13 protein-coding genes are annotated in these 17,648 nt (G+C 47.9%); 10 read left to right on the plus strand and 3 right to left on the minus strand.

Translation table 11 applies throughout. From position 1 onward, the window contains the following. The first annotated feature begins 8 nt into the window (after positions 1 to 8). The 7 genes from ACZ5ZV_RS19645 to ACZ5ZV_RS19675 all read left to right on the plus strand — a co-directional run bounded on the left by ACZ5ZV_RS19645 (position 9) and on the right by ACZ5ZV_RS19675 (position 8,950). On the plus strand, positions 9 to 1,730 hold the full coding sequence (locus ACZ5ZV_RS19645; protein WP_464118894.1) for an ABC transporter ATP-binding protein: 1,722 nt from the start codon (positions 9 to 11) through the stop codon (positions 1,728 to 1,730). A gap of 20 nt (positions 1,731 to 1,750) precedes the next feature. Continuing rightward, positions 1,751 to 2,941, plus strand: a complete 1,191-nt coding sequence (locus ACZ5ZV_RS19650; protein WP_464118896.1) for a mechanosensitive ion channel family protein — start codon at positions 1,751 to 1,753, stop codon at positions 2,939 to 2,941. A 127-nt stretch (positions 2,942 to 3,068) separates the two neighbouring features. After that, positions 3,069 to 4,625 carry a sigma-54 interaction domain-containing protein gene (locus ACZ5ZV_RS19655; protein ID WP_464118898.1) on the plus strand — a complete coding sequence of 519 codons (1,557 nt, stop codon included), beginning with the start codon at positions 3,069 to 3,071 and terminating at the stop codon, positions 4,623 to 4,625. Between the two features lie 188 nt (positions 4,626 to 4,813). Further along, complete coding sequence (locus tag ACZ5ZV_RS19660; RefSeq protein ID WP_464118900.1) at positions 4,814 to 5,683, plus strand: P-loop NTPase family protein; 870 nt, start codon at positions 4,814 to 4,816, stop codon at positions 5,681 to 5,683. A 40-nt stretch (positions 5,684 to 5,723) separates the two neighbouring features. Further along, positions 5,724 to 6,758: an aminoglycoside phosphotransferase family protein gene (locus tag ACZ5ZV_RS19665; RefSeq protein WP_464118902.1), complete on the plus strand. Its 1,035-nt coding sequence runs from the start codon at positions 5,724 to 5,726 to the stop codon at positions 6,756 to 6,758. After that, positions 6,755 to 7,744, plus strand: a complete 990-nt coding sequence (locus ACZ5ZV_RS19670) for a sugar phosphate nucleotidyltransferase (RefSeq protein WP_464118904.1) — start codon at positions 6,755 to 6,757, stop codon at positions 7,742 to 7,744. The genes ACZ5ZV_RS19665 and ACZ5ZV_RS19670 overlap by 4 nt, the downstream gene beginning before the upstream one ends. Before the next feature lie 12 nt (positions 7,745 to 7,756). Beyond that, a complete protein-coding gene (locus ACZ5ZV_RS19675) occupies positions 7,757 to 8,950 on the plus strand; it encodes an exo-beta-N-acetylmuramidase NamZ family protein (protein ID WP_464118906.1) in 1,194 nt (397 codons plus the stop codon). Positions 8,951 to 8,991: 41 nt separating this feature from the next. Here ACZ5ZV_RS19675 and ACZ5ZV_RS19680 read toward each other — a convergent pair whose 3' ends face one another. The 3 genes from ACZ5ZV_RS19680 to ACZ5ZV_RS19690 form a co-directional block, all read right to left on the minus strand. Further along, positions 8,992 to 10,005, minus strand: coding sequence for a hypothetical protein (locus ACZ5ZV_RS19680; RefSeq protein WP_464118908.1), 1,014 nt, complete (start codon positions 10,003 to 10,005; stop codon positions 8,992 to 8,994). An 11-nt stretch (positions 10,006 to 10,016) separates the two neighbouring features. After that, positions 10,017 to 11,576 (minus strand): hypothetical protein, encoded by a 1,560-nt coding sequence (locus tag ACZ5ZV_RS19685; RefSeq protein WP_464118910.1) that lies wholly within the window; start codon positions 11,574 to 11,576, stop codon positions 10,017 to 10,019. A gap of 92 nt (positions 11,577 to 11,668) precedes the next feature. Further along, positions 11,669 to 13,852 carry a Tad domain-containing protein gene (locus ACZ5ZV_RS19690; RefSeq protein WP_464118912.1) on the minus strand — a complete coding sequence of 728 codons (2,184 nt, stop codon included), beginning with the start codon at positions 13,850 to 13,852 and terminating at the stop codon, positions 11,669 to 11,671. A gap of 122 nt (positions 13,853 to 13,974) precedes the next feature. On the opposite strand from ACZ5ZV_RS19690, the gene ACZ5ZV_RS19695 reads away from it, so the two are divergent. From ACZ5ZV_RS19695 to ACZ5ZV_RS19705, 3 genes are all read left to right on the plus strand, one after another. After that, complete coding sequence (locus ACZ5ZV_RS19695; RefSeq protein ID WP_464118914.1) at positions 13,975 to 14,856, plus strand: hypothetical protein; 882 nt, start codon at positions 13,975 to 13,977, stop codon at positions 14,854 to 14,856. A 3-nt stretch (positions 14,857 to 14,859) separates the two neighbouring features. Then, complete coding sequence (gene nagZ, locus ACZ5ZV_RS19700; protein WP_464118916.1) at positions 14,860 to 15,972, plus strand: beta-N-acetylhexosaminidase; 1,113 nt, start codon at positions 14,860 to 14,862, stop codon at positions 15,970 to 15,972. 336 nt (positions 15,973 to 16,308) lie between these two features. Then, entirely contained in the window at positions 16,309 to 17,508 is a 1,200-nt protein-coding gene (locus ACZ5ZV_RS19705) for an ISL3 family transposase (protein ID WP_464117007.1), read from the plus strand. Positions 17,509 to 17,648 lie beyond the last annotated feature (140 nt).

Here is a 17,648-nt window from a genome sequence, read left to right on the forward strand (position 1 = left end):
AAACATAGATGTTAGTAGCACAAATTAAGAAAATTCTTGGCGAACTGAAACCTCACAAAAGACTTATCTTCATCGTCGCAGTTGCCGGAGTTATTCATGCCGCGGCCTATAGCCAGCTGGCCTACATGATCAAACCCCTTTTTGACAATCTGGCCGGAGCCGAGTTCAACCAGGTGATGCGTCTGGTTCCCTATGCTCTGGGTCTATCCCTGGCGGCCGCCGTGGGACGTTATTTCCATATCTATCTGATGAACTATGTGGCTGAATGCGTGGTCCAGGGTATTCGTCAGAAACTGCAACAGAAGTTCATGCGTCTGAATCTTTCCTTCCATAACAACTTCACCACCGGCTCTGGTGGTTTGATCAGCCGTATCCTGAATGACATCAATGTTATTCAAGATGGTCTGCGCATGGTGGCAGATATCTTCCTGCATCCTCTGCTTTTTGTGGCACTTATTTACAACTTACTGCGAATTGACTGGAAGCTGACCCTGGCCATTCTGCTCTTGGTTCCGGTCATTGGGGCCTTCTTGAAGAACATTTCCCGCAGCTTGCGCAAGTATGTCCCGATGGGGCAACAGGTGCTGGAGAAAATGACCTCTACGATCAAAGAAAGTCTGGATGGGGTTCGTATCATTCAGTCCTTCAACCTTGAAAAAGTCATGGCCGACCGCCTGACGGATGAATCCAAAGAGTATCTGGCTGCACGCAAACTGGTGCACGCACGCACAGAGGCCATGGGACCTGTCACCGAGCTTTTGGCTTCTGCGATCTTCATGTCCGTTCTTTTATATTCCACATATGAAGTTTCCCAAGGTCGCGCGACACCGGGAACCTTTGTGGGCTTTATCACCTCGTTATTGATGATCAACCAGCCTATCAAGAAGTTTCAGGAATCCTATCTGCGTATTCAGCAGGTGGTCATCGCTTCTGAGCGCGTATTCAGTATCATTGAATCCGATCAGGAGGTTCCGGAAAGTCAGGCGAACAAACCTTTCCCTTCTCAGTGGGAAAAGCTTGTTTATAAAGATGTGAAGTTTGGCTACGGCAAAGAAATGATCCTAAAAGGAATCAACCTTGAGATCAAACGCGGTGAAGTCATAGCGTTGGTTGGAGCCAGCGGCAGTGGAAAATCCACCATCGTCAATCTACTGGAAAGATTCTTTGATGCCTCTAGCGGAGAAATTCTGATCGACAACACGAATATTCTGGATATCAACCTGAAAGACCTACGTCGTAATGTTGCACTGGTTACTCAGGATGTTTTCTTGTTTAGCGATACGATCGAAAAGAATATCCAGGCTGGCAACTTTGATCGGTCCCCGGAAGATATTCCAAGAATGGCCAAACTGGCCAATGCCCATGAATTTATCATGAAAACTCCGAACGGCTATCAGACACGTGTGGGTGATCGCGGAAATCTTCTTTCAGGTGGCGAAAAACAGCGCATCAGTATCGCACGGGCGATGTTCAAAGACGCACCAATTCTGATTCTGGACGAAGCCACCAGTGCTTTGGACACTGCCAGCGAGATCGAGGTTCAAAAGGGCATTGATCACCTGATGGAAGGTCGTACAGCGATTGTCATTGCTCACAGACTGTCCACCATTCAAAAGGCGGACAAGATCGTTGTTCTGAAAGACGGAAACATCGTGGAGATTGGAAATCATCAAAGCCTGCTGAACCAAGAGGGCGAATACTTCCGCTTCCACAGTTTACAACACACTTAATTCTATGATCTAAATAAAGTATGCCTACTTTATTTGAATCAGAACTTAGCACCGCTTTTCTTAATGCCGGCATTGCCACAGTTATTATGATTGTGGCCCTGTCCCTGATGGGATGGCTCTTCCCCTGGTTGCAACTAAAAGTCATGGCTCTTCGTGATGGTCGCATCCGCCCTCTAAAATTTCACAATTTTGAAATCATCACTGCACAGGCAATGGTGTCGGGCATCTGTGGCCTTCTGAAAGCCCTTCGCGTGGTGGCGACGTTACTGGTACTTTATTTCTATTTCTCTTTGGTTTTGGCTTTCTTCCCGGAAACCCGCTACCTGTCCGAAAATATGCTTCATTATATCCTGACGCCTTTGCGCGAGGTTTTAAAGACCATTCTGGATTATATTCCCAAGGCTTTCTATATCGTCATTATCGTCCTGGTGATGCGCTATATTCTGAAAGTCATCCGCATGTTCTTCCAGCGAATCGAAAGCGGATATCTTAAAATCGAAGGCTTCCATGCTGAATGGGCCAAACCGACATACAAACTGGTCCGACTTCTGGTCTTCGCCTTCACCTTGATCATCATCTTCCCCCACCTGCCAGGCTCGAGTTCGCCAGCCTTCCAAGGGGTTTCAGTCTTTCTGGGGCTGTTGATTTCCCTTGGATCAAGTTCTGCTATTTCAAACATGGTGGCGGGATTGGTTATCACCTACATGCGACCTTTTAAGATCGGGGACCGCGTGAAAGTCGGTGCAACAGTCGGTGATGTTGTAGAAAAGAACCTGCTGGTCACACGCATTCGCACCATCAAAAATGTGGATATCACGATTCCGAACTCCAACATTCTCAGCAGCCATATCATGAACTACAGTGCCGTAGCGGACTCGCAAGGACTTATTCTGAATCCACGCATCACTATTGGATATGACGTCAACTGGCGACAAGTTCATCAGCTGATGCTGGACGCCGCGGCCCGAACCGAAGGTGTGATGAAAGACCCCAAACCATTTATCTTCCAGACCGATCTGGGTAATTCTTATGTGGAATACGAACTCAACGTCTACACCCGCCTTGCGAACAAGTTCGACGATATCTATTCCGATCTTCGCAAAAATTTACAAGACTGCTTTAACGAAGCCAAAGTCGAGATCATGTCCCCGACCTATCATTCGCTTCGCGATGGCAATGATATGCACATTCCACCGGAATATAAGTCTTAACCTGAGACACTTCTTCCAGCCCAAGGTCCAGGTTTGCTCGGTCTTTAGACAGTCACCCTAAAGTTCGTCTAATTTCTTGACGATAAAAGTATCGATACTTTTGACAGTCACTGAAAGGACGATACTTATGATTAATTGGGATGAGTTTGAACATATACATGTCATCAACAAGCTCAAACAGATTCTCAGCGCGTGGTGGAACATTGACGTGGTTTTCACGGATGAGCGTGGAATGTTGAAAGGTTATGACTCTGATAAAGTCACCTTTAACAATCCTGCAATCACAGCTCTTGTACGAAAAGAAGCTGGCCAGGCAAGTATTGCAGAACTTGTGACCAAATCCCTGGATGATCTTCGTACTTCCCAGAACAGATTCAGCCTGCGCAAGTGGGATATGGTTGGTTTTGATGTGGGTGTCTTCCCAATCATGATCGACAACGACTGTGTTGGTACGGTTGTGGCGATGGGCTTCTTCCGTGATTCCAACTACACTTCCCGTCTGACAGAAATCCGCGAGCGCCTTGCAGCCTTCGGCCTGTCGGGTGAAGTGATCGAAAAATGTCTGGGTAAACTCAAATTCCTGGATGACCAGGAGCGCGCACACTTCAACGAACTGTGTGAGTTGGTGGCTCAGGAAATCGTGACTCTTCACCTGGAAATTTCTTCCCGCGAAGACCGCATCAAAGAGTTGAACAAAGAGCTGGGCAACCGCTTCAAGTACGACAACATGATCGGTAAATCCAAACCAATGCAGTCCCTGTATGCTTTGCTTGATAAAATCAAGGGTGCGGATTCCACGGTTTTGGTTCAAGGTGAAAACGGTACCGGTAAGGAATTGATCGCAAAATCAATTCACTACAACTCTCACCGCAAAGACAAACCATTCGTTATTCAGAACTGTTCTGCTTTCAATGACAATCTGTTGGAATCTGAATTGTTCGGTCACGTTAAAGGCTCCTTCACGGGTGCTCTGAAAGACAAAAAAGGTCTTTTCGAAATGGCCGACAAAGGAACTTTCTTCCTGGATGAAATCGGGGACACCTCCCCACAGATGCAGGTTAAGCTTCTGCGTGTTCTTCAAGAGGGCACCTTCATGCCTGTGGGTGCGACAGAGTCCCGAAAAGTGGACGTGCGCATCGTGGCGGCGACGAACAGAAACCTGAAAGAGATGGTTGAACAAGGCACATTCCGTGAAGACTTGTACTATCGCCTGAATGTTATCAACATCCGCGTTCCACCTCTGCGTGAAAGAAAAGAAGACATTCCATTCCTTGTGGACTTCTTCCTGAACAAAATTCACGACCAACAAGGCGGACCAAAACGTCAGATCACAAAACGTGCTTTGGAAAAGCTTTATGATTATCCATGGCCAGGTAACGTTCGTGAGCTGCAAAATGAAATCGAAAGACTCTGTGTTCTTTCCGGTGACGAGACAAAACTGATGGCGGAACTTCTTTCTCCAAAAGTTCTGGAAGCTGGGGAAAAGAACAAAGTTCAAGGTTCCCGCCTGCAGGGTAAGCTGAAGGATGCGTTGGAAGACCTGGAACGCGAAATGATCCGTGAGGGTCTGCGCCGCACAGGCTGGAACAAATCCAAGCTGGCAAAAGAACTGGGTATCAGCCGTGCCGGTCTTATCATGAAGGTCGAAAAATACGGCCTGGATAAGCGTAAACTGGCGCGCTAAAAAGGGCACCGACCCTAAATAAATTACCTAAATGATCGAAACTTAGTGGGCTTTATGAGGAATTCATAAAGCCCATTTTTTATTTGTTTCACCCTCCAAGTTGCTGAAACTATACGATTTTTCCCTAACAGCCTGCTGTTGGCATTGGTCTTGTATTAAAGGGCTCTGTGTAAGGGGTACGTGGTTTTATGCAGACAACATTGGATAGCTCTTTTGTAGAAAGACTAAAGCAGATTCTGGCCAACCGCTATGGGAAGGGTTTACAGATTCGTCAATTGATGGATCTGTCTGACATTTCAGACGCTGACGAGGTATTCACGCGGGGGCGTGATCTTCATATTCCTATTCGGGTGAATGGGAACTTCTTAGGAACAGCTGTGGTGCCATCCGCAGATGATCTCAATAGTGAGAAGCGCTCTGGAGTGGCTCAGTTGGTAAGAATGGTCCTAGAGCCCGCTATGTACAAATGGTATCTGGATCAAAAAGAAGCCAATCTTGAAGAGCTCAACAAGGTCCAGCCGAATCTGGAAAATGTCCGACTCTTTGGTGAATCACTGCCCTCTATTGATGACATTCTTAACGAGGACTCTCCGGCACTGACCGAAAGTCCAGCCAACGAACTGGTTTCTCACCTGATTCATTTTGAAGGTCGCTCTGAAAACAACAACAAGAAGGTCGCGTTGCAACTGCATGAACTGACTGGCCGTTGGGCTTTCGTCCCTTTTAACGACATCAAAGGTCAGCTGCATTCTTCCATGGACATTGCCCGCCTGGGGGGCATGACGATCTTTGTGGAAAATGTTGAAAATCTGAACCCTTCCGAACAAGAGCTGCTGATGGAATACATCAGCGAAGATCACCTGGCCGATGAACCTTTGATTGTGACCAGTTCTCTGAAGAATCTGGACGAACTTGGCTCTGTTTCGTCTCTGGACCCAAAGCTTGTGGACGAACTTTCTGTCAACTGCTTCGAAGTGGATCGCGCACCCTTGACCGCTCAAGGCCTGAAAGAGGTGTTGGAGCTTTTCTTCCTGAAAGACTCTCCTACGAACGCTTAATTGCGACGGAGTTTATTCCTTGAAAATACCGTGAGTGTCTGTGAGAATTTTTCTCATGGTCACTCATGATGAATTTTTAGTTCCTTTTCTGACGCAAGCCCTGAAATCCGATAACTACAAGGTGTTTTCCCTTGCCGGTGATGCCTCCAATCGTCGCTACTATCGCGTCGTTCAGGATCATCAATCCTGGGTTCTGATGCGCTGGGAACCGTTTGATCCCAACAACTATCCCTTCCTGAGCGTTCTCAATCACTTTGCAAAGAATGGCGTGCATGTGCCCACGGTTGTTGCCATGTCCCCACAAGAAGGCCTGGTTCTTCTGGAAGATCTAGGGGACCTGACCCTGGAAAGAAAGTTCTGGGAAAGTCAAAGTCAGGAAGCTTCTTTGGAGTTTTATCAGATGGCCATTGATGAGATCGTAAAGATCCATCATCCGGCCACATTGGACAAATCAGACTGCACGGCCTTCAAAATAGAGTTCAACACTGAAAAGTTCCTTTGGGAGATGAACTACGGCAAAGACAATCTGCTTTCCGGCGTTTTAAAGTTTCCATTTGGTGAATCTCTGAACAAAGAAATCACCGATATCTTTGTGGATATTTCCAGCCGCCTGGATAAAGAACCCAAACGCATCGCTCACCGCGATTATCACTCCCGCAATTTGATGATTAAACTGGATCAAATGAGTGTTATCGACTTCCAGGATGCCCGTCTGGGACCGATTCAGTATGATCTGGTCAGTCTGATGCGCGACTCGTATGTCGATATGAATGATTCGATGGCAAAGACTCTGATCAACTACTATCTGGATCGTTCCAAAGAATATCTTCCGAAAGATTTCTCACGCGAACAGTTTGATCATATCTATGAACTGCAATCCATTCAGCGCTGCTTCAAAGCCTGCGGAAGTTTTGCAAGCTTCTATCACCTCAGACAGGATCGCCGCTACCTGAAGTATCTTTCCGGAACCCTTCGACGTGTTCTTAAGGCTATCAACGAGTTCCCGGAATACAAAGTCTTTGCCGATGTGCTGATTGATTCCGGCGCCTTGGAAAGAAAGTACGAAACACTATGAACGTCATGTTACTGGCGGCGGGCGAAGGCACAAGACTTCGCCCCTACACTTCCATTCTGCCCAAGCCCGCCATTCCATTTCTGACCATTCCCCTGGCCGCTCATGTTTTGAATTTTCTGGGGGATTTAGAGATCAACAAACTGGTGGTAAACACATTCCACCTGCCACAGGGAATCCACGATCTTTTCCACACTCTGCCGATCAAAGCGCAATCTGTAATCTTTTCTGACGAAGAAGGGTTTATTCTGGGCAATGGCGGGGGACTGGGCAAGGCGGCTTCCCATTTCAGAGGCGGCGGGGCCTTTCTGTTAATGAATGCTGACGAAGTCATCCTTCCAAAAGAAGAAGATGTACTACAGAGGGCCTTTGCTCGTCACAACTCCCAAAAAAATATCGCGACCTTGATCGTCAAAGATCATCCCGATGTCGGCACCAAGTTTGGTGGCGTTTGGGTGGATGCGAACAATAAGGTTCTGGGATTTGGCAAAACCCCTATTCCAGGATCCGTGCGCGCCTGGCATTTTGTTGGCGTCCAGATTCTGGATGAAAAAATTCTGGAATATATCCCGGCAAATGTTGAATCCAACATTCTCTATGATGCGGTGACTGTTGCAATTTCCCAAGGTCACTCGGTTGAAGCTGTGCCTTTTGAAGGGACCTGGTTTGAAACCGGCAATCCCCAGGACTTTATGGAGGCCACCAAGGCGTGTCTGGAGTTTCTCACGGGTGAAGAGTCTTATCAGAAGAAAGCTCTGCAGCTGGCGCTGAAAAGATATTCCACGGAAAGAACCACAGCGACCCGGACCGTTTCATCTTTGACTCTAGTTGCCAGCACTGCCCAGGTGAAAACTTCCTCTATTCAAGGCGTTTTCTGTGCAGGCCCCGGCGCCATTGTCGAAGAGGGTTGCGAGCTGACCAACGTTGTGGTTGGCAAATATGTTCGTGTTCCTGCGGGGACCAAAGCCTCTAATACAATTTTTCTTTAACAAGGATATCAAATGAAACTTGGTCTTGAAGTTCTTCTTAGCAATGCAAAAATGCTTAAAAGTCTGAAGGGAAAACGCGTCGGCTTGGTTTGTCACCCTGCCAGTGTGGATGAAAGTTTGCAGCACAGTCTGGATTTGCTTTCAAAAAAGATCAAACTTTCCTGTGCCTTCGGGCCTCAGCACGGTGTTCGTGGCGACAAACAGGACAATATGATTGAAAGCCCGGACTTTATTGATCCCGTCCATAAGATTCCTGTTTTCAGTTTATATGGTGAAGTGCGCAGACCCACAGCCGAAATGATGTCCCACTTCGATGTTGTTTTGTTTGATCTTCAGGATCTGGGTTGTCGTATTTACACTTTCATCACGACTTTGCTTTATATGATGGAAGAATGTGCAAAGCTTGGCAAAACCGTGATTGTTCTGGATCGCCCCAATCCTGCAGGCCGTCCTGTGGAAGGCTTCCGGATGCTGCCTGGCTGGGAATCTTTTGTCGGGGCCGCTCCGATTCCGATGCGCCACGGTCTGACCGTTGGTGAGCTGGCGTTGTACTTTGCTGACTTCTATCAACTGGATCTGGATCTGCAGATCGTAAAAATGAAAGGCTACTCTCCGGACAAGGGCCCTGGCTTTGGCTGGGATCTAAAGCGTCCATGGGTGAATCCATCCCCAAATGCGGCTTCCCTCAACATGGCTCGCGCCTACTCGGGGACTGTGCTGATCGAAGGCACCACTTTGTCCGAAGCTCGCGGCACCACCCGTGCATTGGAAATTATCGGAGCCTCAGATATCGACTTCCACGAAGTGCTGGTACGGATGAAAAAGAAGGCCCCGCAGTGGATGAAAGGTGTGACATTGCGTGAATGTTTCTTTGAACCGACCTTCCACAAACATGTCGGCAAGCTTTGTCACGGTTTCCAGTTCCATACCGATGGCATCAGCTACAAGCATGATCAGTTCAAGCCCTTCCGCCTGACCGCCTTGATGTTGAAAGTGATCCGCGAAATGCATCCGAAATATCCGATCTATCGCGATTTCGCGTATGAATATGTCAAGGACCGTCTGGCCTTTGATGTGATCAACGGTGGCCCCGCTTTGAAAGACTGGATCGAAAATCCCAAGGCGACTCCAAAGGATCTTGATTTGGCCCTGGCTAAAGATGAAAAGTCTTGGGTTAAGGAAAGAAAGAAATATCTTTTATATTAGAAAAGAAAAAGCCGAGTTCCTTAACTCGGCTTTTTTTGTTTCTACTTCTGCAGGGCTAATTCTGCATCCGTAAAGAAGGATTCCTGGCTTTCTTTGACTTTGTATCTTCGAGTCATCATCAGGAAGATACTGTCGGCAGCAACTCCGATGGGTTCGCCGTTATAATTTTTTTGCATACCCGCCAGGTTGGCTGGATCGCGATTGAAAGCACCAGAGCCTCCCAATCCACTGCCGCCCGAGCCGGAAGATGATCCCATGTCATCAGAAGAGCCCAGGCCTGCGCTGAATCCGCCACCACCCCCGCCGCCACCTTCATCGTAGCCGTTAGCAGCAGTCATGGCGCCAAGCTTAAGTTTGTCATATTTTTCTTTGGCCTTTTTTTCCATCTGACTTGAAAGCTCCATCAAGCCCGCAATCGCACCTGGGGGAATTCCCGCCGCAGCCATTGATTCTTTAGAGGCAAAGTCAGACATCTTGTAGGTTTTGTCACCCACCTTTGCGGTCCCTGTCTTGGAATCCAAAACACCCATTTGCTCAAGCTTGGAGATATTTCCTTTGATCGCTGCAAACTGAGGGTCTTTATTCAAGGGGTTGTTTGGGTCATCCAAGCCATAGGGCTCATTGCTGGAACTTCCAGGCAAATTCCCAAAACCATCGGTATTAAATCCAGTACCACTGGCCTGGCCGGCAGCTTTGCCGTGAGCACCACCCTGCGCCATGGACAACATCCCCAACATCACCTCAAAGACACCTTTGGCAATAAGGGCAGAACAAGGACTAGGAGAACATTGTGTTCCTGTTTTGATATCCTGATATCCCATCGTCAAGAACATCCCGCCCGTCAGATACGACATCGCCTGTCCCATCGAGTTGGAATCAGACGTCTTATCCGCGGAATCATTCACCGAAGGCCCCGAGGGACTCTTGCTGGCGCCGGACTCCACACCTTTATCTCCGGATTCTTTTTTCGTGGTTGTGGCATCAGCCGTGTATCCAACCACAGGGGCAAAAACCAAAGAGGCTGCGCAAATATATTTAATGCAGTTCTTTTTCACAGCAGTCTCCTTTAGTTATTCAAGAGCGTGTTCTTGTTATCACGATAGCGTTCTCTGACTTTTTCCCAATTGGACTTACCACCTTGACCGGTGACTTCTTTTGTCCAAGCCTGCTGACCCGCCAAGCCTTGTGCTGGGTCTTTGGCGCCACCGGGCAGATACGCACGGTATTTAGAATCAGAAGCAGCACCTCGGTAGCCACCAAAGCCACCGCCTCCGCCACCACCGCCGGAACCAGAAAGAATGTCTGTGTTCAGACCTTTTTTGGCAGCCTCTTCTTTGCCGCCGCCTCCGCCGCCACCCGAGCCACCGAAGCCGCTCAAGCCGCCGCCACCACCCATGGGTGCACCAATTCCGCCAGAGTCAGAACCACCGCCGGCACCGTTTTCACCCAAAGTACTGCCGTCACCACCAAGCCCCAGTCCACCAAGGCCGTCTTTTCCACCAAGAGCCGCAGGATTGACATCCGCACCCGAAGCCGTCAGACGGGAATCACCACTTTCGTTGGCTTTCTGATAGGAGTTCGCACAACCTGGAGTTCTTGGATTTGCTTTACAGATACACTCTGGAAGCTGAGCATTTGCTGGGTCTTCACACTTGTCTTTGGCTGCAGCAGCCACTGGTGTTCCGGTACCATCTGTGTTGTCTTTACAGTCTTTACCTTGCTTAAGTGAGTTGGCTAAAGAAAGAATTCCCGTCCCGGCTGATGCCAACAGCATTGCATACTTGCCTGTACAAATTGCCGCTTTACCAGCTACCGCTTTTTTATCTTTTGCATTCAGATCTTTTGGAATGTTAGCAGCTAGAGTTTTCAACCCGGCTCCATATTCGGATATAAAAGTACTACATGCCGCTTGAAACTGAGCATATTGAGGATGATTTGGAGGTACAACGGGTTTACAAGAAGTGCCTGCCTCTGAGGCCTTAAGACCTTTAGTCAACCCTTCAAGCCCGCCGCGAGTTTGAACGCACGACCAGCCGCAACCCGCCTTCATAACACCACACGCAGATGTGTAGGCAGTCATAGCACCTTTTGCAACGTCCATTGCTTTTGAAAAAGTGCTACATGTATCATTGACGGCCGCAGAGCCTATTGTGGAAAGAAGCATATTTATAGAGGCGATACCCGTTTGCAGGTCCTCACTATAATTTTCAAGACACGCCATCGCTGCTTTACCCTGCCGAGAAATACAGTTATCGCGATTGTCTACATACTTGTGTCCGTAGTTGACGATTTCTTGATATCCAGGCGTAACAATTGTCACACCTGGCATGTTTCCAGAAATTGTCTTATATGCGTTTAAAACCTGCTCAAGGCCAGTGCGAATATTGGTATACACATCGTCAAGGCCCTTATTGGCTTCATCATCATCGCCTTTCGCTCCAGGGCCCTTGCCGGGTGCCGCTTCAGACTTGGTATTAGTATCTGCATTGGTGGGCATTTCGTTCAGGAAATCTTTTTCCTTTTTTAGTTCGGAATCAAAAGCAGCGTTGGCTTCGTTTGCAGAACTAAATGATGGGGTTACTCCAATAAGCACAGATAAAAAAATGGATAACATCCCGTTTTTCATAAAACTCCCCTATGTCCTCTTTTCGGACAAAAGTCGTAGAATCTTAAGTTTTTGGCGAACGTCTCAGACTGAGACAATCAGATGCATTTATCTTAGAACTCGCTGTCATCAGGTGGAGGATTTAACAACGGACCACCGCCGGTGTTTTCTCCCCCAAGCTTCAGATCCTGTGATCGCAAGTAGTTGGAAGAAACCATTTTAACCGCGTAACCCGTACTGCCACCCACGACGCAATTTCCCGTTGTTGGGACCACGCCACCAGAACTATCCGCAAGAACAGGTGCCGCGCACTTACCAAACTTGGACGTATCCAAAGAATAGTCCAACAATCCCTTCGGAGCCCAGCCCGTCAGGACATTCATCCAATCCATGGACATAAAGGTAAACTTATCCTTCACGGGAACAATAAAGCCTGGTTCCTTCAGCACGTTGAATTGACTTACGATATTGTACTCTTCGAAATTGTAAGTGCCTCTTTTGTAGTCCTTGTGATAACCCAGATCCGGACGGAAGCTTCCGGTAAACGTCGACCCTGGTCCCTTCAAGTATCCATTTTTAATCTTCTTATAGTAGTTGTTATAGAAATCCGGCTCGATCGAATAGTAGGTCATATCAAACAAGTCCGGCAGGATCGCGGCAGTTTCAAGGTTCCTCATCGCGGAAGGAACATCACGCACGGAATCCCAGGACAGCAGATCACCGATTTCATTAATTCTGTTGGGAATATGATCCCAATGGGCAAAGTTCGGAGCGCTGTCGCCTTCATAGATGCTGTTACCACCGTATGGATTCGGATCCGAGGACCACTTCGGATCTAACTTGTAAATGGCTTCGCCATAGTAAGCCAGCATTCTGAAAGTCTTTAAACCATACTTATCGCCCGGGAAGCGACTGAAGTTTGCCGCCCGGATGGCATTGTTCGCCGTATCGGTGCTGATAGAGGAAAGCAAAGATGTGTCCGTAACACGCGGTGGAAGAAGAGGGTCTGTTTTTGGACCACCTTCAGAGAAGCCAGAGCCGCGGTTCCAGTTTTGATTGTACCAAGGACCGATTCTGCCACCGAAGGGTTTATAGAACGCTCTGGCTTTCAAAGTGATCGTGCCAAACGGAGAGAAAGGAATTTTCGGGGAAGTTGTGGCGGACACGCCCACATAGGCCATGCACCATGGATTCTTCTCAACTCCAATAGAGAAATTGTAGTTGTCATTCAAATTGCTACGATAGCCGATAAAATTCGCAAGCTCTGTAATAGGACCCTTAAGAGCATTCACACTGTCCAGATGGTAAGGAAAGCTGGAAGCATGACCGGTCAGCTCTTTAGGATCGGTCTTGATATTGTAACCATCGCACTGGGTATCGGTGTATCTGAATCCCGGATAGATGCGAACAGCACTGAGCCATTTCGCCGGCTGATCTGGCGCCTGACCCGAGGCATTGCAAGCATCTGTTCCCAAAGAGTTGAAGACCTGCATTTTTGGATTCCCGGCCTTGTTCGGTGGGGTCAGATTATTAAGGAACGTATTCTCAATACCGACGCTGGCTTTCTGCCCGTCCAGATCATAAAAGTCATCCTTGGCCATACTTGAAGCGCGGGACAAGCTGGCAATCATATTCATACGATCGCGCTGATCCAGATTGAAGCTGACTATGAATTTTCCCAACATGAAGTAGTTATAAGAACCAAACACCCGACAACGTTCTGTGGCGCTGCTTCTCATCACGTCACTGGCATTGCTGATACTTTTGGAAAACGCCTGGTGGAATGCAATCACCGGGACATCCTGCCACAACATGACCTTTGTGTACGAAGCCATATAACGACAGGTATTCTCTCCAGGAGGCATCGGCTTAAAGGGAATATAGGTAATACAAAACGCAGGTGCTTCCTGAAGATTTCGAGACACAGAATCCGAAGTGCTGACAATATCATCCGTCGGGCCTTGAATTGCCTTCAGAGGTTTTTTGAAAGGATGCCGCTCCCACTCCCCCGCACTGCCAAGCATGCGATAGCGCCATGCCAGCAACTTCCAGCTTTGGCGAATTTGATAATTAATGTGTGCTATCGCGTTCATATTCTCGGCCTGTCTCATGGCTCCATAGTAGGCCGCAAGATCGACAGAGTTCTGCAAGTTGACTTTGTGATGCACAAGAAGTCCGACATTGATCACCATTGCAAAAAACAGGAAAAGAATCTGGAAGATCAATGCAACGAACAGGGCGATCTGACCGCGCCTGTTGTTAAGATTCTGAATAAAAGTACTTCGTGCATTAAACATCTGTGTCTCAACATTGTCGCGTAGGTTGCCGGTTGTGGCAATAACTCGACCTCGAAAACTTTGACTTGTTCTATAGTGAGATGACAGACTTTTATCCATAGTTCTAAGAAGGAAACTCGACAATGGTCCTAAGAATATGCCTTACACTTCTGTTTGCCATGGTCTACGCGGGAACGGCCCGTGGGGATGTTCTTTTTGAAGGATACGCCAAGGTCCTTTCCGGCGAAGAACACATTGGTTACGTCATCAGCCGCTATGAATTTGACCAGAAGAAAAAACAGTTCATTTCCACTTATCTTCTGAAAACCGGCAAGGGTCCCAGCGAAACCACCGAAAGCCTCAAAGCCTATGCCGATGCCGAACTGACTCCGATTTCTTACGAATACACGTCCCTGGCAGGCAAAGATTCCAAACTGATCGATGCAAAATTCAAAAACGGCAATCTGAGTGCCGTTGTAAAGAGCAATGGCAAAGTTTCCCGCATTGAAAAGAAGATTCCCAAAGGCACCTTTCTTTCCACATTTTTGGTTTACCTGATGCTGAAGTCCAAAGAAGGACTGAAGTCTGAAACCAACTATGAATACCAGGCCATTGCAGAAGAGGACGCGGCCATATACAAAGGCCAGGCCTTGGTGGGAAAAGAAGAAACCTACAACGGATTTAAAGCCTTCAAGATCCTTAACACATTCAAAGACATCAAGTTCCTCAGCTATGTCAACGAACGTGGTGAGGTTCTGGGAACGAATGCCATGGGGCAGGGAATCGTGACTGAATTGGTGGCAACACCTTCTGAAGCCATCGGCACAGTCCCCTATAGCGCCGCGATCTTAAAAACACTTTTCGGAAAAGTTCCTGAGGGCGACAGCAATGTCGTTTCCCGCCAAAGAAAACTAAAAGCAAATGAAGCCAATGCGCCCGCACCGACGAAGCAGATTGGCGTTCCTCCCGGCCAAGGCATTCTGCTGAAAGGCCAACCGCAAAAGACAGAAGACAAAGGGAATTAGTTCATGAGTATCAGCCACATCATTGGTCAGCATATGTTTATCGGCGTATCCGGACACGCTCTGACTGCCGACGAAAAGAAATTCATTGTAGAGCACAACATCGGGGGGGTCTGTCTGTTCGGCCGCAATGTCGCTGACCCCAAGCAAGTCCACGAACTTTGCTCAGAAATCCAGTCTTTGCGTCACAAGCAGGTGGACAAGGCGCCTCTGTTTATTGGTATCGACATGGAAGGCGGTCGCGTTCATCGTCTGAAAGCTCCTTTCACGGTCTGGCCCCCATTGCGCCGCTTGGGTGAGCTGGATGCCCCCACAGTGTCCTTCCACTTCGCCAATCGCATGGGCTTGGAAATGAAAGCCGTGGGTATCAACCTGGATTTCGCCCCTTGCGTGGACATCTTCACCAATCCGGGCAACACCGTGATCGGGGATCGCTCTATCAGCTCCGATCCGGAAATGGTGGCAAAACATGCCTCGGCCCTTGTTCGTGGATACATCAAAGCTGAAGTCATCACGTGTGCTAAACACTTCCCGGGCCACGGCAACACCTTGGTGGACAGCCACGAGGACCTTCCTGTGGAAAATGCCGATCTGGCTCGTTTGGAGTCGTGCGAACTGATTCCTTTCAAAAAAACCTTCAAATCGCGCGTCGACATGGTGATGACCTCTCACATCAAGTTCCCGAAGATTGATCCGGAATGGCCCGTGACACTGTCAGAAACATTTGTTAGAAAAATGATCCGCGAAGAAATGCGTTATCGCGGCCTGATCATCACCGATGACCTTGGTATGAAGGCGATGACCAAACATTATGGCATTGAGGAAGTGCCCGTCCGCGCGCTCAAAGCCGGTGTGGATTTGCTTTTGTACTGCAATGATCCCGAGGTTCCACCGCAGGCTTATGACGCAATTCTGGAGGCTGTGGCCCAAGGAAGTCTGCACAAAGAAGACCTGGAACAAAGCTATCGCCGCATTATGGACTTCAAAAAAGCCAAGATCCCGCATCCGGATCCAATGCCATTGAATGAGGCGATCAAAATCGTAGGCCATGCCGACCACTTAAAGATCGCCGCAGCCATTGCCGCCGGCCAGATCCCCGACGGATTGCTGCCTGAATAAGGGCTGGGATCTTTCTAAAATAAGTGGGTCGGCTGTGGATAAGTCCCTTTAAACGGGATACGCCATCCGGGCTCAGCCGGCTTCTTGCCCGCCAGTAGGCGGGCGCAGGCATCCTGCCTGCCGGAGATCCCTTTTTAAAGGCACTTACCCACAGCCTACGCGCTAAAATAAAAAAGCCCCTGCTTTCTGTGCATTTGTCTGTTTTGATTTTGTTACTACGCAATATCAATATGACAACAGAAAGAGCCGAGGCTTCAGATGTACATTCCTCATTGTTTCAGATCCTTTCAAGGATTTTCTGTTAAAGACATCAAAGAATTTCGTTTCCGACAACACATGGAGCTAATTTTAGAGTCTGAAACCTCGCGGAAACGACTTTGCAATGTCTGTGGAGAAGAACTTGGGGCCATGCATGATCGATACTGGGTTTCTGCGAAACATCTTAGAGCATTCGGGTGGACTGTCTCTGTAGGATTTTTTCGAGAAAAACGAGAGTGCCATAACTGTAAAAAAGTTCGCAGTGAGTGGATTGACTTTCTTTGCCCCACAAGCCCACATATCACGATGGAACTAGCTTGGTGGATCAGTCGCCTTTCTGAGGTTACAACGGTCTTACAAGTCTCAAAACTTGAATCTGTCGATAAAATGGCCTGCTATAAAGTCGACAAACATATTTTACAGAGGCTGCTGCAGGGATACTCCATTCCCGAAGTCACTCATATCTCTGTTGACGAAGTTTACGCTCGCGGTACTGCCCAACTCAAAGAGGGGGAAGGTCGAGATGATCTGTTTTTAACTGTGATAATTGATCACCGAACTCACAAAGTAATCTGGGTCAGTACTTCCAGACGCAAAGAAGCTCTGGACACCTTCTTTGAAATGATCGGCCCAGAGGCCTGTCAACGCATCAAAGTCGTCACCTGCGATCAACATCGTGGCTATGCTGAGAGTGTCCGGCAGTACTGCCCAACTGCAGATATTGTTTGGGATCGTTTTCACTTAGTTCAGTCTTTCAACGAGACTCTGAACCAAGAGCGAAGAGAGGTCTGGACTAAAACACAAAAGATCTCCGACCACGGCTATCTCAGCGGAAAGTATAAATACCTTTACATCACCAAAGCGAATAACAGATCAACGCATGATAGGGAGCTCATTATGAAGGTCATGGGAGAAAATAGAATTGTTGGGCAGCTTGAGATGATCAAAGAGCGCTTTCACAGGATGTTCGATATTTGTGGAACTCCAGATGATGCCATGAATGAACTTACTTTGTGCTATGAGTGGAGCGAAATGATTGGAGCAAAGTATTTAGCTAAGTACTTTTGGAGCCTTCTAGATAGACCCGAATTTACGGCGTACTTTGTTCATCGTCTAACTTCTGGGGTGTCGGAGGGCATAAATCGAGCTATAAAAACCTTAAAATGGGTGGCATATGGCTACAAAGACATGAGCTACTTTGCTTTAAAAATCATGCAAAAGTGCGGGTACTTGAACTCTAAATACGCATTAAGTTGGCTTTATAACCAACCGGCTTAACCCACAAAAAGAAGAAAGACCGTAAGGGCTGACAATCGCCCTAACACCCCTGAAATTTATACCCGGCCCCTGCTTGTGAAATGCACGCAGGGGCTTTTTTACATGGCCCGGGAATTGATAGTGCATCCTTGGATAGCACT

The sequence above is a fragment of the Bdellovibrio sp. HAGR004 genome, assembly GCF_055397015.1.

What these genes read in the sequence shown, in the direction of transcription:
- ACZ5ZV_RS19660 (WP_464118900.1), top strand. Translation starts at nt 4,814, where the DNA reads ATGCAGACAACATTGGATAGCTCTTTTGTAGAAAGACTAAAGCAGATT.
- ACZ5ZV_RS19690 (WP_464118912.1), bottom strand. Translation starts at nt 13,852, where the DNA reads ATGTTTAATGCACGAAGTACTTTTATTCAGAATCTTAACAACAGGCGC.
- ACZ5ZV_RS19655 (WP_464118898.1), top strand. Translation starts at nt 3,069, where the DNA reads ATGATTAATTGGGATGAGTTTGAACATATACATGTCATCAACAAGCTC.
- ACZ5ZV_RS19650 (WP_464118896.1), top strand. Translation starts at nt 1,751, where the DNA reads ATGCCTACTTTATTTGAATCAGAACTTAGCACCGCTTTTCTTAATGCC.
- ACZ5ZV_RS19685 (WP_464118910.1), bottom strand. Translation starts at nt 11,576, where the DNA reads ATGAAAAACGGGATGTTATCCATTTTTTTATCTGTGCTTATTGGAGTA.
- nagZ (WP_464118916.1), top strand. Translation starts at nt 14,860, where the DNA reads ATGAGTATCAGCCACATCATTGGTCAGCATATGTTTATCGGCGTATCC.
- ACZ5ZV_RS19705 (WP_464117007.1), top strand. Translation starts at nt 16,309, where the DNA reads ATGGAGCTAATTTTAGAGTCTGAAACCTCGCGGAAACGACTTTGCAAT.
- ACZ5ZV_RS19675 (WP_464118906.1), top strand. Translation starts at nt 7,757, where the DNA reads ATGAAACTTGGTCTTGAAGTTCTTCTTAGCAATGCAAAAATGCTTAAA.
- ACZ5ZV_RS19645 (WP_464118894.1), top strand. Translation starts at nt 9, where the DNA reads ATGTTAGTAGCACAAATTAAGAAAATTCTTGGCGAACTGAAACCTCAC.
- ACZ5ZV_RS19695 (WP_464118914.1), top strand. Translation starts at nt 13,975, where the DNA reads ATGGTCCTAAGAATATGCCTTACACTTCTGTTTGCCATGGTCTACGCG.
- ACZ5ZV_RS19670 (WP_464118904.1), top strand. Translation starts at nt 6,755, where the DNA reads ATGAACGTCATGTTACTGGCGGCGGGCGAAGGCACAAGACTTCGCCCC.